Annotated in this window: 13 protein-coding genes; 11 read left to right on the forward strand and 2 right to left on the reverse strand. The window is 43.1% G+C overall.

Annotated elements, in window-relative coordinates:
- The first annotated feature begins 11 nt into the window (after positions 1-11).
- The 3 genes from AA0Y26_RS01285 to AA0Y26_RS01295 all read left to right on the forward strand — a co-directional run bounded on the left by AA0Y26_RS01285 (position 12) and on the right by AA0Y26_RS01295 (position 4,412).
- The gene (locus AA0Y26_RS01285) at positions 12-2,195 is read left to right on the forward strand and encodes a sensor histidine kinase (RefSeq protein WP_413364475.1); all 2,184 of its coding nucleotides are present in this window, start codon (positions 12-14) and stop codon (positions 2,193-2,195) included.
- A gap of 307 nt (positions 2,196-2,502) precedes the next feature.
- Positions 2,503-3,576, forward strand: a complete 1,074-nt coding sequence (locus tag AA0Y26_RS01290) for a metallophosphoesterase (protein ID WP_413364476.1) — start codon at positions 2,503-2,505, stop codon at positions 3,574-3,576.
- Between the two features lie 11 nt (positions 3,577-3,587).
- On the forward strand, positions 3,588-4,412 hold the full coding sequence (locus AA0Y26_RS01295; RefSeq protein ID WP_413364477.1) for an undecaprenyl-diphosphate phosphatase: 825 nt from the start codon (positions 3,588-3,590) through the stop codon (positions 4,410-4,412).
- 330 nt (positions 4,413-4,742) lie between these two features.
- On the opposite strand, the gene AA0Y26_RS01300 is transcribed toward AA0Y26_RS01295, so the two are convergent.
- Entirely contained in the window at positions 4,743-5,516 is a 774-nt protein-coding gene (locus tag AA0Y26_RS01300) for an alpha/beta hydrolase (RefSeq protein WP_413364478.1), read from the reverse strand.
- Positions 5,517-5,579: 63 nt separating this feature from the next.
- Between AA0Y26_RS01300 and AA0Y26_RS01305 the strand changes: the two genes are divergently transcribed.
- From AA0Y26_RS01305 to AA0Y26_RS01325, 5 genes are all read left to right on the forward strand, one after another.
- On the forward strand, positions 5,580-6,446 hold the full coding sequence (locus AA0Y26_RS01305; protein WP_413364479.1) for a helix-turn-helix domain-containing protein: 867 nt from the start codon (positions 5,580-5,582) through the stop codon (positions 6,444-6,446).
- Between the two features lie 177 nt (positions 6,447-6,623).
- Positions 6,624-7,607, forward strand: coding sequence for an ABC transporter substrate-binding protein (locus AA0Y26_RS01310; RefSeq protein ID WP_413364480.1), 984 nt, complete (start codon positions 6,624-6,626; stop codon positions 7,605-7,607).
- 85 nt (positions 7,608-7,692) lie between these two features.
- A complete protein-coding gene (locus AA0Y26_RS01315) occupies positions 7,693-8,700 on the forward strand; it encodes a FecCD family ABC transporter permease (protein ID WP_413364481.1) in 1,008 nt (335 codons plus the stop codon).
- Complete coding sequence (locus AA0Y26_RS01320) at positions 8,693-9,721, forward strand: FecCD family ABC transporter permease (protein WP_413364482.1); 1,029 nt, start codon at positions 8,693-8,695, stop codon at positions 9,719-9,721. The genes AA0Y26_RS01315 and AA0Y26_RS01320 overlap by 8 nt, the downstream gene beginning before the upstream one ends.
- A 10-nt stretch (positions 9,722-9,731) precedes the next feature.
- A complete protein-coding gene (locus AA0Y26_RS01325; protein WP_413364483.1) occupies positions 9,732-10,520 on the forward strand; it encodes an ABC transporter ATP-binding protein in 789 nt (262 codons plus the stop codon).
- Positions 10,521-10,955: 435 nt separating this feature from the next.
- On the opposite strand, the gene AA0Y26_RS01330 is transcribed toward AA0Y26_RS01325, so the two are convergent.
- The gene (locus AA0Y26_RS01330) at positions 10,956-11,756 is read right to left on the reverse strand and encodes a TIGR00266 family protein (protein WP_413364484.1); all 801 of its coding nucleotides are present in this window, start codon (positions 11,754-11,756) and stop codon (positions 10,956-10,958) included.
- 176 nt (positions 11,757-11,932) lie between these two features.
- Between AA0Y26_RS01330 and AA0Y26_RS01335 the strand changes: the two genes are divergently transcribed.
- From AA0Y26_RS01335 to AA0Y26_RS01345, 3 genes are read left to right on the forward strand one after another with little or no spacing between them, the layout of a single operon-like run.
- Positions 11,933-13,405 carry an aldehyde dehydrogenase family protein gene (locus AA0Y26_RS01335; protein ID WP_413364485.1) on the forward strand — a complete coding sequence of 491 codons (1,473 nt, stop codon included), beginning with the start codon at positions 11,933-11,935 and terminating at the stop codon, positions 13,403-13,405.
- Between the two features lie 26 nt (positions 13,406-13,431).
- The gene (locus tag AA0Y26_RS01340; protein WP_413364486.1) at positions 13,432-14,604 is read left to right on the forward strand and encodes a saccharopine dehydrogenase family protein; all 1,173 of its coding nucleotides are present in this window, start codon (positions 13,432-13,434) and stop codon (positions 14,602-14,604) included.
- Between the two features lie 11 nt (positions 14,605-14,615).
- Entirely contained in the window at positions 14,616-15,806 is a 1,191-nt protein-coding gene (locus AA0Y26_RS01345) for an acyl-CoA dehydrogenase family protein (RefSeq protein ID WP_413364487.1), read from the forward strand.
- The last annotated feature ends 44 nt before the right edge of the window (positions 15,807-15,850 follow it).

Genomic DNA, 15,850 nt, shown 5'->3' on the forward strand with positions numbered 1-15,850 from the left:
AGGAATAAAAAATGAAAACAAGATTATTCCTCACCCTTTTTCTTATGTTTGTTATCGCTTTTGGCGGTATCTCCTTTTTACATCGCGGGCAGGAATTATTGGCTGACAATTACTTCTATACCGATCGTTTTGAAGGTACAGAAAATCAATTTCTGGACGGGCTTAAACAATATATTCTAAATCCAATTGATTTTGAAGAATTGTTGGACAATATAGAAGTTACATCGGAGGAAATCGACTACTATCGCAGTTACTATGGCTCACTTAGTGATCAGCTGATGAACATTGAATCACAATACAGTGAGCGCCTGAATGATCCAGCGATAGGCGAAGCTGCACGAACAGCTTTGGAGGAGGAGAGGAATAATAAGCTTGAAGAGATCAAAAAGAACTTTGAAAGTGACGATTTAGTAAAAGAAAAAATTATTACTTTAAAGAAAGAAGCACTTACAAAGTACGAAACGGAATTTGAACGTGGTGTACGAGAGTTTAAATCAACATACAGCTTTTTTGATTATAAATTGAAGGATATGGAAACATCCAAAAGTGTAGAAAAATGGGGAGATGAAAAGGCCGCTTATACACAGACATTTACCGAATCTCAACCCTTACAGGCAGAAGCTGTCTCGTCTATTTATTTAGGAGATTATACAAATTCACCAGGACTGATCGGATATGATATACAGGTAAACCAGGACGATCGCTACTTTACAGGTTCTATCAGCTTGGCAAAGTCTATGCTGACGAAATCAGATTTTAGTGAGGAATATCATGTTTTCAAACTGGAGAGAATTATCTTTTATCTAATCTGGGCAGCCGCTTTAGCAGCAATCTTTTTACTCGTTACAGTATGGAGACCAAGCTGGCCGCTATTTAGTGGCGTTCTCGATGTGGAAGAGCGTTTCTACCGTCTTCTGCCGGATGTGAAAATAGCTTGTTCGCTTATCTTGGCTTTGTTTACTTTATCTGCTATAGAGAGCGGAGTTTATCGGATTCAGGGCATGCTGTATGAATATACAATGTATGGCGGCTTTAGAAACGGGTTTGAGCTGATCTTTTTGTTAGGTCTGCAATTTGTTTTATTTAGTGCAACCATACTAACGGCTGTTTGGGCTTATCTGTCCATCAAATCAGAAGAGGCACCGTTCAATGATTCTTTCGTGATGAAAATCGTAAAAGCAGGTCAGGATGTTTTTCTGAACCGTTCCATTGGTATTCAGATGACAGCGCTCCTCTTCATTTTCTTCTTGGGCGGGGTTGGGCTTGCAGGTGTAACACTACAGTTTGGGCTGATCGTGATTTATGCTCCATTGTTTACGTTTATCTTATTACCGGCACTTTATATCTTCCTGCGTCGCATGGGCTACCTAAACCGTGTAATGAAGCAGACAGAAGAGATGGCAGCAGGACGCTTGACATCTCCGATAAAGGTCAAGGGCAAATCACCAATTGCACATCATGCTGAAAATTTGAATGATTTGCGTAAGGGAATTGAATTATCGATGAAGGAGCAGGCAAAGAGTGAGCGATTGAAAACAGAACTGATTACAAATGTCAGCCATGATTTGCGAACGCCATTAACATCGATTATTACGTATACAGATCTTCTGAAAAATCCGAACTTAACAGAAGAGGAACGGGCGAAATACGTCGGAATTCTAGACCAGAAATCAGCAAAGCTGAAAACGCTGATAGAGGATTTGTTCGATGTTTCAAAAATGGCGAGTGGTAATGTGGAAATCGTCAAGCGACGGCTGGATTTAGCTCAAATGCTACAGCAGGCTGCGGGTGAGCATGAAGAGGATTTCGTTGCTGCAGGGCTTGATTTGCGAGTGGCCATCCATGATCAGCCGGTATATGCGGAGGTGGACGGTCAGAAATGGTGGCGTGTTGTCGATAATCTGCTTCTCAATGCTCGGAAATATAGCCTAGAAGGAACACGTGTATATGTTTCATTACGTACTGTTTCAGGCATGGCAGAGTTCTCAGTCAAAAATGTAGCAAAGTATGAGCTTGGAGAAAACGTAGAAGAGTTGACGGAACGCTTCAAGCGCGCAGATACATCACGTCATACGGAAGGCTCGGGGCTAGGTCTTGCCATTGCCCAATCCATCGTGGACTTACACGGCGGCCAATTGAATATTGAGGTTGATGGTGACCTATTTAAAGTCACGGTAAAAATTCATACTTTATAAGGAGAGGTACACTGCCGGCAACGGTAGTGTACTCTTTTTTATATGAAGGTAAAGCGCAGCTTGTTTTAGCCGAATCTACCTTGCGGGTAGATAAAAAATATGTTTCACGCAATCAACACGAACAGCTTTTGTAACCTATAAAAAATATAAAACTCTATTAAAAGTTTTTAACGCCTAGATTCGATTCGTTTTCCCGGACGTGCTATAATTTTTTCAGCGGATTTCTGTAAAAAAGAATTCTTCTTTTTTGCACATTGGCTGGAATACATGATTCTTATCATAAGAAAATAGGGGAGCGTGCACAAATATGCGGGTGTTAATCGGAGCGCTCGTCATAGCCTTATATGGCGGAATTACATTTTATTTAGGCTGGAATTTAAAGAGGTGGCTTGTTGCCCTTCATATTTTTCGTTTTGAACCGGTGTATTGGCTGATCCTCTTCATCGTGTCATTTGGGTTCATTTTAGGTCGGGCCCATGAACTCTTGAAACCTCTTGCTGTAATCGGGAACTACTGGATGTTCGTTTTGCAATATGGACTAATTATTTGTCTTATTGCTAACCTCATCATTTTGCTCACACCTTTTAAAAGTGAAGTATGGGTTGGATCGATAGGGGTTGCTCTGCTGGTTGTGTTATTCGGCGTTGGTACATATAATGCCTATATGCCTGTTGCGCGCGAGCTGTCCATTCAAATTGACAAGAAAGGCGAACCGATGCGTGTTGTTGTAGCATCAGATTTCCATCTTGGCGTGCTTTCGAATAAAGGGCATCTTGAAAAATTCGTGCAAAAGGCAAACGAGGCAAAACCGGATCTTGTATTGCTCGTTGGAGACTTGATTGATGACGATCCAAGCTGGTATATCGAGGACGGTATGCATGAAGTAATGAAGCAGCTTAAGACGACATATGGTGTTTATGGGATATTAGGTAACCATGAGTATTATGGTGGGAAGATCCCATTGCTTATTAAAGAAATGGAAGCATCCAATGTAAAAATGCTATTGGATGAAACCATTTTAGTTGACGATCGTTTCTATTTAACAGGGCAAGAGGATAGAACGAACAAATCACGTAAGCCGCTTGAGAGCTTAAAGCCGGCAGATGAAACAATACCGTGGTTTGTAATGAACCACACACCCGATGACTTGGATACACCTGCTGCGCTTGGTGTAGATTTTCATACATCAGGACATACGCATAAGGGGCAGATGTGGCCGAACAGCTTTATCACTTCCCGTATCTTTGAGCTTGACTACGGTTATAAGCGAAAAGATACAATGAATGCTCTCGTATCAAGCGGATTTGGCTTTTGGGGACCACCGACACGAATCGGGTCTCAATCGGAATTATGGATAGTCGATATTGAATTTACAAAATAAGGAGTAAAACAATGGAGTTACTTGAATTATTAAAAGCACTCATCCTCGGTTTTGTTGAAGGGATGACGGAATTCGCCCCTGTGTCTTCTACAGGGCATATGATTATTGTTGATGATTTATGGCTAAAAACAACGGAATTTTTAGGACAGGGATCAGCTAATACATTTAAGATTGTCATTCAGCTCGGTTCCATTTTGGCGGTTGTAGTAGTCATGTGGAAACGCATTTTGAGCCTGGTCGGCTTGTATAAAATAGAAGGTCAAGAAAAGACGCGCTTCAACTTAGGACATGTTATCGTGGGAATCATCCCGGCGGGTGTGTTTGGAGTTTTATTTGAGGATTATATTGATGACAATCTATTTGGCATTGAAACGGTCATCGTTGGTCTATTTATTGGAGCATTCTTAATGATCATAGCCGACAAATTTGGACCAAAGCGACCAAAGATTACATCGCTTGACCAAATTTCTTACGGAAAAGCACTGAAAATTGGCTTTATCCAATGTTTATCATTATGGCCTGGATTCTCTCGTTCCGGCGCTACCATCTCCGGGGGAGTATTGCTTGGCTTGGACCACAAAACAGCAGCAGACTTTACTTTCATCATGGCAGTGCCGATTATGGCTGGGGCCAGCGGTCTTTCCTTATTTAAAAACTGGGATCAAATTAACATGGATCACCTTGGTTTCTATGCAATAGGCTTTATCAGTGCATTTGTATTTGCACTCATTTCCATCAAGTTCTTCTTAAAGCTGATTTCAAGAGTGAAATTAACACCTTTTGCGATTTATCGTATTGTAGTGGCCCTTATTTTAATGGCCGTTGTCTACTTGTAGTAAAGGGAGGCAGCATCTTTTTGGGATGCTGCCGTTAGAGTGAAGACAAAGTCGTTTCATGACTTTGTCTTCTCGACTTTTTAGATATTTTGATAAAAAGACGATTTTACTCAGCCTGTCTTGAAAACGCTTGCCAGACAAGGCGCGCCGACGAGCGAAGACACGAATAGAACCTAAGTTCATGAGGGGACGAGCGAGGCAAGCAACGATGGATGAAAGCGTTTGTCAACAGGCTGAAGGCAGCACCTTTTTAGGATGCTGCCTTTATTTATTATCCAAAGCTGTATATTTGCACTGGAAATAGCAACTGTTTTCCGGCACCTGTGATAGCTAAATAGGCGTGACTGTTAATGGATTAGAACAAAATCGGAGCGCTCGGCTGATAACGGTAGGGACGACAGAAGCATGGTTTTCTTCAGGAGCTACATAGCATTCTACCTGAAGATCAGCAGCTCTCAGCATGGTATTCATTTTCTTTGCATCCTCTACCATAAATCCTTCACGCTCACCGACTGCCATGAAAATACGTATGTTCTTTTCGCTTGCCCCATGAGTAATGAACTGGGCAGCCTTCTCTATTAACTCTTCTCCGTTCCACCAGATAGAGGGACTGATGGCGACGATATGCTTAAACTTCTTAGAGTGTGTAAATGAACACCATAATGCAAAGTAGCCGCCCAAAGAATGCCCAAGCAGTGTCCGGCATTCGGTATTGACCGGATACTTGTTCTCTATAGCAGGAATGAGTTCTTGCTCGATGAAGCTGTAAAATTTCTCCGCCCCGCCATAGATGGCAGGGATTTTCCCTTTCGCATGCGCAGGCATCCGCAATTCTTCTGCAGAGGCCGTATAGTCTATAAAACGGCGCTCCCGCATTTCTTCTGCCTGATGGCAAATACCTACGACAATGGCAGGGCTTGTACCTGTTTTCATGCTATTTAATTGCTGCAGCCGAACAGCATCTTTTACAAAACCAAAATAGGACAGACCATCCAGCACATAATGGATAGGAAAACCATCACTTGGGGCCTTTCCATCCGGTATATAAACTTTGATGTCGTAAGCAGTATTGGTAAAACGGGAATTTATCAAAAAATCATTCATAAATCAACTACCCTCATTTCGTATTGATTGTTATAATATCCTAAATGATAATCATTTTCAATTATGAAGTCAATGGAGGAAGATATAGAAATGGAGCTGACAATCAATCAAGTAATTGAGTATTATGCGGGCTCCTCTATTCGATTCGTAAATGCCTTTACGAGCAGGCTGGAGGCAGGAGGAAAGGATACGGGAAGGAAAACGGCAAGAGATGTGTGCGGCCTCGTTATCCCGCTTGTAGGAAGAGCTCATTTTTCATTCGATGGTACGGTATATAAAATGAATGAACAGATGATTGTTCATGCGGGGTCAGCAATGAATATAGAAATACAATCTTTTGATGAGTCTTGGGAGTATATCGTGATCCATTATCGGCTTATAGATGCTCCTGCGCCATATAAGGAAATGCTTCATCGCCACTTTTCCCTAATAATTGATGACAGTTCTAATATTCAGCAGCAGGCCCTGCAGCTTCTTCAACAGCAGGCAAAGCCCGATTCCATGTCTAAGTTTCATACTCAACTGATGTTTTTAAATTTACTTGGCCATATTTTATTAGTGGCACGAAATGAGCGCTATGAAAACCAGAGAGATAGCATCACAGATGCATTAGATTACATCCATCAGCATTATAAAGAGGAGCTCTTCATCAGTGAATTAGCAAGGAAGTTTGGAATGGAGCGCAGAAGATTTTCTCAATTGTTCGAGCGGCTTACAGGATTGACACCTATTCAATACTTGACGGAGTACCGCCTGGGCAGGGCAAAAGAGCTGTTAAGGACGAGTTCTTCTCCTATGGCAAAAATTGCTGAGCAGGTTGGCTATCCGGACGGCTTCTACTTTAGCCGTGTATTTAAAAAGCATGAAGGCATGCCGCCATCTGCTTATCGTAAAACCTATGAAAAAAATCCATATTTCAAAAAAGAGTAGGCAATTTCTTATAGATTGAGTATGAGGGTTAATCTAGTAAGGTGGATCCACTCTTCGCGCAAATATCCATATAATTTGTATTTCTGTCCATTCCCTATAGAGGGTACCTTTGGTAAAATTCAATTGGTAATGAGAATCAATATCAATGAAGAGTGAACCATAGGGGGATAATACATTATGAAGAAATATTGGTCTGTAGGAGCAGCAGCACTGCTTGCGCTAACATTGGCTGCATGCAGTTCAGGCGATGAACCAAAAGAAACAAAAGCAGAATCAGACACAAAAGTAGAAACAAGCGCTAATGACAGTACAGCAGCAGAATCGGAAAAAGTAATCAGCTACCTAGGTGCGGATTATACTTTCCCGAACCCTGCTGAAAATATTGTAGCAGCAAGTTTAGAAGCAATGGAAGATGCTGCAGCACTTGGTTTAAAGCCAGCAGGTGTATTAGAAATAGCAGGGGAAATCCCTGAATATTTGGCGGCAGAATTAGCCGGAGCAGCATTGGTTGGTGATAAAAAGGCGCCAAATGCAGAAGCAATCTTAACTTTAGAACCAGATGCAATTATTGGTACTTCTAAATGGGGAGAAGATACGCTGGCGCAAATGAATAAACTTGCGACAACATTGCCGTATTCTCATATTTCTACTAATTGGAAAGACAATTTACTAGCATTCGGTCAGCTTGCTGACAAGGAAGAGGAAGCAGAGAAAATTATTGCTGATTATGAGAAAAAGGCTGAAGATGCTAAAACAGTACTAGGTAAAACAGCAGCTGACAAAGAAGTGCTTATCATTCGTGTCCGTGGAGGGGTAATGAATATTTATCCATCCGGTGTTTACTTGAACCCGGTGCTTTATGAAGACCTAGGTCTTCAAACGCCAGCCGTTTTGAAGGAAGCAGAGGCACAGGCAGAGCTTGCTCTTGAGACATTGGCGGAGGTGGATCCGGATGTTATCTTCCTGCAGTTTGAAACATCTGAGAATGCTGATGCGCCGAACGCTTTGAAAGACCTAGAAGCAAACCCAATTTTCGCAAACCTGACAGCAGCTAAAAATGGGGAAGTGCATGTAAACATAATTGCTCCCCTGGCTCAGGGTGGTACAGCCTGGTCGAAGGTGAAGTTCTTGGATGCAGCAGTTGAGAAACTAGTAAAATAATCGCCTGTGAAGCTGGTAATGGAGAGATAGATGGGCCATTATCAGCTTTTTGAAACCTGCAGGCGATATAGGATAGGTGGCAAAATTGAAAAAATCAACGAAAGTACCTTTTATCATTTTCGCGATTGCTCCGTTTTTCATTATCATCATTACACTTATCTCCACCATGTACGGAACGAAAGAAATAAGTATGTTGACGGTTTGGGAAGCACTCATCTCTTTTGATGAAGCGAATGTAGATCATCAAATCATATGGACTGCACGTATACCGAGGGCCATTGCTGTATTAGTTGTCGGAGCGTTTCTTGCAGTAGCAGGAGCTGTGATGCAGGGGATTACACGAAATTATTTAGCTTCTCCTTCCTTGATGGGTGTGAATGACGGCTCGGCCTTCGTCATTACGCTCGCAGTCATCTTTTTACCAGGCTTGCCGAATTATCAAATGATTTTATTATCGATGCTTGGCTCTGCACTCGGTGCAGGACTTGTTTTTGGCTTCGGGTCATTGATCAGAAATGGTTTGTCACCTGTTAGACTTGCAATCATCGGTACTGTCATCGGGACATTTTTAAGCAGTATAGCCTCTGCTATTGCGATGTATTATCAAGTATCACAGACGGTTGCTGTCTGGTATAACACGAAAGTACAATCTGTGGACCCTTATATGCTATGGCTATCCATTCCTTTTGGGTTGTTGGGAGTGGTACTTGCTATGGCAAGTGCAAGGGCCATCACCATTACATCACTTGGCGAGGATGTTGCCATCGGGCTTGGTCAAAAGACAAAGACAGTACGGCTGCTTAGTATGCTTTCTGTTGTACTGCTTACTGGTACGGCTGTTGCCCTTGTGGGGAAGATTGCGTTTGTCGGTCTCATCATTCCCCATATTGTCCGCTTCTTAGTCGGGGAGGATTACCGGCTTATTATTCCATGCTCACTTGTGATGGGAGCGTTTTTCCTTAGCCTCTGTGATTTAGTCAGCCGCTACGTGAATTTCCCATTCGAAACACCTATTGGCGTCATAACGGCCATCATTGGTGTTCCGTTCTTTTTATATTTAATTCGTACACGTGGAGGCGGGAAGTATGCTTAAATCCACGTCTCGCCGATTTTGGATAGTGACGACCGGGCTTTTAGGGCTGATTTTTGCCGGGTTCTATTTACATATTACAAACGGCATGTTTGACATGTCTGTCCTACAGGTCATAAAGACACTCATTGGGCTGGAGGGAAACGAAAATTTCCGTCTGGTGATTTTTGATTTCAGGCTGCCGCGTATTGCTATTGCTGCACTGGTAGGAGTTGGTCTTGCGATGGCCGGGGTCGTGTTACAAGGCATTACTAAAAATGGACTTGCCGACCCGGGAATTTTAGGGATCAATGCAGGTGCTGGGGCAGCGGTTGTTATTTTCATGTACTTCTTTCAGTTTCAGGCGTCCTGGTCAGACGGCAGCAGCTGGATGAAAATTATGATGATGCCGCTCTTTGGATTTGTCGGAGGGGCATTGGCTGCAGCACTTATTTTCTTTTTTGCTTTAAAAAATGGCCAACTCGATATGCAGCGGCTCATTTTAACAGGGATCGCTATCAATAGTGGATTTGGTGCTCTTTCAATGTTCATTTCCTTGAAAATGAATGAGAAAGATTATGAATCAGCAGCCGTTTGGCAGGCAGGTGCTATTTATAATGCAAATTGGACATTTATTATCGCTATGTTGCCGTGGATTATATTACTGGGCTGGTATGTATATAAAAAAGCCTACTTGCTTGACTATTTTCAACTTGAGGAAAATACAATCGTAAGTCTAGGTATCCAGCTTGAAAGAGAGAAGGTTATCCTCTTGCTTGCAAGTGTGGGGCTGGTAAGCGCTTGTGTGTCGGTATCCGGCAGTATCGGTTTTATCGGGCTCATGGCTCCGCATATTGCAAGGCAGTTGGTCGGTATCAAGCACCAATTGGTAATGCCGGTCAGTGCTTTGGCTGGGGCAGGCCTGCTTATTTTTTCAGACTTTATTGCTAAGACGGTATTTGCACCATCAGAGCTGGCTGTAGGGATTGTTGTTTCTATTATTGGCATACCATACTTTTTATATTTACTAGTAAAAGCGAAATAGGAGGGATAGGATGCAAACGGCTTTTCGAATCGAGGAACTGACCGCAGGCTACGAAAAAGCGGTTATCTTTGAGAATTTAAGTGTAAAAATAGCGCATGGAAAGGTGACAACAATTATTGGTCCGAATGGCTGTGGGAAGTCGACCCTGCTAAAGACAATCGGCCGTATCTTGAAAAAGGAGATGGGGCAGATTTTCTTACAGGAGCAGGATATGCAAATGCTCTCTACAAAGGAAATTGCCAAACGGCTGGCGATCTTATCTCAGTCTCCTGCGGCACCCTTTCAGCTAAAGGTAGAGGAGCTCATTTCCTATGGACGCTATCCGCACCGTAAGAACGTCAATCAGTTATCTAAAAAGGATAAGGAAATGATGGAGTGGGCAATGGAAGTAACGAATACTGCAGCGTTCCGCAGCCGTGAGCTTGCCCAATTATCAGGAGGGCAGCGGCAGCGAGTATGGCTGGCTATGGCATTGGCACAGGAAACGGATATCCTGCTGCTGGACGAACCTACTACCTATCTGGATATGTCCCATCAATTGGAAGTGTTGAATATTGTGCAAAAGCTGAATAGAGACCATCAATGTACCATTGTGATGGTGCTGCATGATATTAACCATGCTGCTCGCTATTCCGACGAGATTATTGCAATGCGGGAAGGTGTATTAATAGGCCACGGATCGCCGGCTGCTATTATGACGCCGGAGCTTTTGAAGGATGTCTTTCATATTCAGGCAAAAATCATGCATGACGACGAGCTTGATGTCCCTATTTGCATTTCTTATGATGTCATTAAATAACAGGAACAGCGTGGTCTGCATATAGCGGCCGCGCTTTTTAGTTGTTAGTCCGAATCTCTCTAAAGAAAATGGATTATTTACGACTAGGCATTGGAGCCAGACGTTTGAATTCTATATTTCTTTTATCTGTGAATATAATGCATCAGGCCCTGTCACAGTTAAATTGACGTGCATATCATTTTGCTCTTGGGTGTGATGAAATTGGGAAAAGAGATTCAGGCATTTTCGCCAAAAAGGAGCGTAGACTAATAATAGGTGCATGTATGAGAAAAGGGCGTCGAAAAGCCGTATTGAGACATTTCCTTTGCCAATAGGATGGTGACATCTGGATCTGACTACCGCAGAAGAAAAGATTTCCCGAGGATTAAGTAATGAAAAGGACTATCCAGCAATTTTTACTTGCTGGATAGTCCCTTGTCGGCCCTTATTAATAAATTATTTATTGAACATATCAAATAAACCGCCGATACCGCCTTCTCCCGAAGACTTACCGCCGCCGCCCTGGGAAATAGGAGCAGCTGCAAATACACGGCTTGCCAAACGGCTGAATGGAAGGGATTGTACCCACACTGTGCCAGGACCGCGCAGCGTTGCGAAGAAAATCCCTTCGCCGCCAAATAAAGCTGTTTTAACGCCGCCGACTGCCTCAATATCATAGTCAACATCGGATGTCATGGCTACTAAACATCCAGTATCGATTCGGAGCCGTTCTCCAGGCTGAAGGCGGCGCTCGTGAATCGTACCTCCTGCATGAATGAATGCCATGCCATCACCTTCAAGTTTTTGCATAATAAAACCTTCACCGCCAAAGAAACCTGTTCCTAATTTACGCTGGAACTCTATCCCAACCGATACACCTTTAGCAGCTGCTAAAAATGCATCCTTTTGGCAAATGATTTTTCCATTTAACATACTTAAATCCATCGGAATGATTTTCCCTGGATATGGAGAGGCGAAGTAAACATGGCGCTTTCCTTTTCCTTCATTCGTGAACGTTGTCATGAAGAGGCTTTCTCCTGTAACAAGGCGCTTCCCGGCACCCATTAGTTTACCCATGATGCCGCTGCCGCCTCGGTTATTAGATCCGTCACCGAAGATTGTTTCCATTTTAATATCGTCTTCCATCATCATTAATGCCCCGGCTTCTGCAACAACGGTTTCGTACGGGTCAAGTTCCACTTCTACAAACTGCATGTCATCGCCAAAAAGTTTGTAGTCAATTTCATGATTGTTCATGTGTTAGCCTCCAAAAAGTTATTTAATACCTAATACTTTATGAATGCTCAAAAGGTTTCATTAATTTAAGGGAAATTTGGAAGAAATAATATGTGAGAAAAAAAGGGCTTAAAGCAGAAAATGTAGAATAAAATGACAAGGACCATTACCTGATTATGTAAGGGAGGGGCGAAAGAATGAATGTGAAAAATTATATTGATGGGCGCTGGATAGACGGAGACTTGAAAACCGTACCGGTTATCAATCCGGCAAATGGAGAGCAGATAGCGACAGTCCCATTATCAACATCAAAAGAGGTAAACGAGGCTGCAACAGCAGCTAAACGTGCTCAAAAAGAATGGGCACTCATTCCCGCACCGAAACGAGCGGATTATTTATATGAAATTGGTTTTAAACTAAAAGAGAAAAAAGAGTATCTGGCAGAACTGCTTACTAAAGAGATGGGCAAGGTCATTGAAGAGGCTCGGGGAGAAGTACAGGAAGCTATCGATATGGCTTTGTATATGGCGGGAGAAGGAAGGCGTTTGTTTGGCGAAACAGTTCCTTCCGAGCTGGCTAATAAATTTGCTATGAGTGTGCGCACACCAGTCGGCGTAGCAGGGCTGATCACACCATGGAACTTCCCAATTGCTATCGCTTCTTGGAAAGCTTTTCCGGCGCTTGTTTCCGGCAATACAGTCGTCTGGAAACCATCTAATGAAAGCCCTCTTATGGCTTATGAGCTGGGAAAAATTTTTGAAGAAGTAGATTTACCAAAAGGGGTAGTAAATATTGTCTTTGGGGCTGGCCCTACGGTAGGGACAGCATTAGTGGAACATCCGGATATATCCATTATTTCTTTCACCGGTTCAAATGCAACGGGAAGCAAAGTAGCGGAGCTGGGAGGCAAGCTGCTAAAAAAGGTATCCCTTGAGCTAGGGGGGAAAAATGCCGTTATTGTCATGGATGATGCAAACCTTGAATTAGCAGTCGAAGGTATTCTTTGGAGTGCGTTTGGTACAGCGGGGCAGCGATGTACAGCATGCAGCCGTGTTATTGTTCATAAGAATGTTAGAGAAGAAGTGGTGGAACGTCTCCTGAAGGCAATGGATGAGCTGACAATTGGCGATGGACTTGATCCAAAGACGAAGGTAGGTCCGGTAGTAAACAAGGCGGCTTTGGAAAAGATTAATCACTATATACAAATTGGCAAGCAGGAAGGCGCTGATTTGGTAAGAGGCGGCAATATTTTGAGTGACCCGCCTTACGATAAAGGGTTTTATTTTGAGCCGACATTGTTTACAAATGTAAGTCCAGACATGACCATCGCCCAAGAGGAGATTTTCGGCCCGATTATTAGTTTAATAGAAGTCTCAAGCTTAGAGGAAGCGATTGATGTAAATAACAATGTGAAGTTCGGGCTTTCAAGTGCTATATTCTCACAGGATGTAAATACAATCTTTAAAGCACAGCATTTGCTTGATACAGGTATTGTCTATATAAATGCAGGAACGACAGGGGCAGAAATCCATCTGCCGTTTGGTGGTACGAAGGGGACAGGAAATGGCCACCGTGATTCTGGTCAGGCAGCACTGGATGTATATACAGAATGGAAAAGCATTTACGTGGATTACAGCGGCAAATTGCAGCGGGCTCAAATTGATACGTAAAAACAGAAAGCAAAGGGGATGTCTATATGAAGGTAGTCGTATTAGGTGCTGGTCTAATGGGGAAAGAAGTAGCGCGTGATCTAGTAGCGAGCGAAAAGGTTGAAAAAATCATTTTGGCAGATGTGACACCGGAAAAAGGGCATGAATTTGTCGAAGCATTAGGAACAGATAAAATTGAAGTAGCGGCATTGGATGCAACATCTGATGATGCGCTTCGCCGAATAATATCACAGGGAAATGTCGTGGTAAATGCTTTATTTTACGAATTTAATGAGCGTGTGGCGAAAGCGGCTATTGAAGTGGGTGTGCATGCAGTAGATTTGGGCGGCCATATCGGCGGGATAACGGAAAATGTTTTAAATCTTTCGGAAGAAGCTGCCGACAAGAAAGTAACGATTATTCCTGATTTGGGAGTAGCACCTGGAATGGTGAACATTCTAGCAGGCTACGGGGCGACAAAGTTGGATAAAGTAGAATCTATTAAACTATATGTAGGCGGGATTCCGACAGATCCAAAACCTCCTCTTCAGTATACGCAAGTTTTTTCCCTGGAAGGTGTATTTGATCATTATACTGAGCCGAGCAAGGCAATTCAAAAAGGCAAACTGACAGAAGTAGAGTCGCTTACTGGTATTGAACCAATCTATTTTGATGAGTTCGGTGTGTTAGAGGCATTTTATACATCAGGTGGAATTTCAACGCTTTATAAAACATTCCCAGATGTGAAAACGCTTGAATACAAGACAATCCGTTATAAAGGGCATGCAGATAACTTTAAACTGCTGGCTGATCTCGGCTTCTTGAACAAGGAGAATATGGTGCAAGTCGAAGGTCACGATATTTCTGTTCGGTCGGTCGTTCGGGAAGCATTGAAGAAAAAGCTGGATCTCGGCAACAATGTGGATGCTGTGCTGCTGCGGGCCATTATTTCTGGCGAAAAAAATGAAGAGCAGATTACGTACGAGTACGAGATGGTTGTACGTAAGGATGTAGATGCCAATATTACAGCAATGGCACGTGCAACGGCGAATACCATATCAATTGTGGCTCAAATGATTGGAAACGGAGAAATCGATCAGTATGGCGTATTCCCGCCGGAGCAAATCGTTCCAGGCAGAGAATTTATTAGGGAAATGTCAAAGCGAGGCGTAGTCATTAAGGAAACATCACACCGCTCGGCAATGATTGTGAAATGGTAGGGGAGAGGCCTATGAATTTTGAATTTACAACAGAGCAGGAGTTGTTAAGAAAAACGGTGCGCCAGTTTGTAGATGCCGAAATTATGCCATATATCGGAGAGTGGGATGCTGCAGGTGCGTTTGATAAAAGCATCTGGCAGCGCCTTGCAGATCTTGGCTTAATGGGTGTCTGTGTACCTGAGAAATATGGCGGAGCAGGAATGGACTATAACAGTTTAGCCATTGTATGTGAGGAACTCGAACGGGGCGATACAGCATTCCGGACGGCAGTTTCTGTGCATACAGGATTAAACTCCATGACACTTATGCAATGGGCTACTGAAGAGCAAAAGCAAAAATATCTTGTTCCTCAGGCAAAAGGGGAGAAAATCGGTGCCTTTGGTTTAACGGAGCCTGGTGCTGGATCAGACGTGGCTGCAATGCAGAGCACGGCTGTCCGGGATGGTGATTACTATATATTGAATGGCCAAAAGACATGGATCTCTCTCTGTGATGCAGCAGACCATTTCCTTGTCTTTGCCTATACAGATAAATCGAAAAAGCACCACGGGATTAGTGCCTTTATCGTAGAACGGACATTCGAAGGATTTTCCTCCAAAGCAATTAAAGGTAAATACGGCATTCGAGCCGGAAATACGGGAGAGTTGTTTTTTGAAGATGTCCGTATACCGGTAAAGAACCTGCTTGGGAAAGAAGGAGAAGGCTTTAAAATTGCTATGTCCGCACTCGATAATGGACGCTTCACTGTAGCAGCAGGCGCAGTTGGTCTCATTGATGCATGTTTAGAGGCCAGTATTAAATACTGCAAGGAGCGTCAAACGTTCGGTAAGCCAATTGGGGAGCACCAGCTGGTTGGACAGATGCTGGCACGTATGGAAGCAGGATATCAGATGAGTCGGCTGCTCGTATATCGTGTAGGAGAATTAAAGAATAAAGGGGTCCGTAACACACGGGAGACATCACTTGCAAAATGGCAGGCGTGCGATTTCGCCAATAAGGCAGCTGATGATGCGCTGCAAATTCATGGGGCATATGGTTATTCTGATGAATATCCTGTTGCGAGGTATTTACGTAATTCTAAAGCACCTGTCATTTATGAAGGGACACGCGAAATTCATACAATCATGCAGGCGGATTATGTACTTGGCCGGCGTGAAGACAAGCCGCTTAATAATGTGCTGCCTGCTTGGCCCTTTGAATAGCTTATTCTGCAGGGGGAGAATATAAAGTACGGGGACAGAAAAGG

Source organism: Lysinibacillus canaveralius (genome assembly GCF_047301505.1).
GTDB lineage: Bacteria > Bacillota > Bacilli > Bacillales_A > Planococcaceae > Lysinibacillus_B.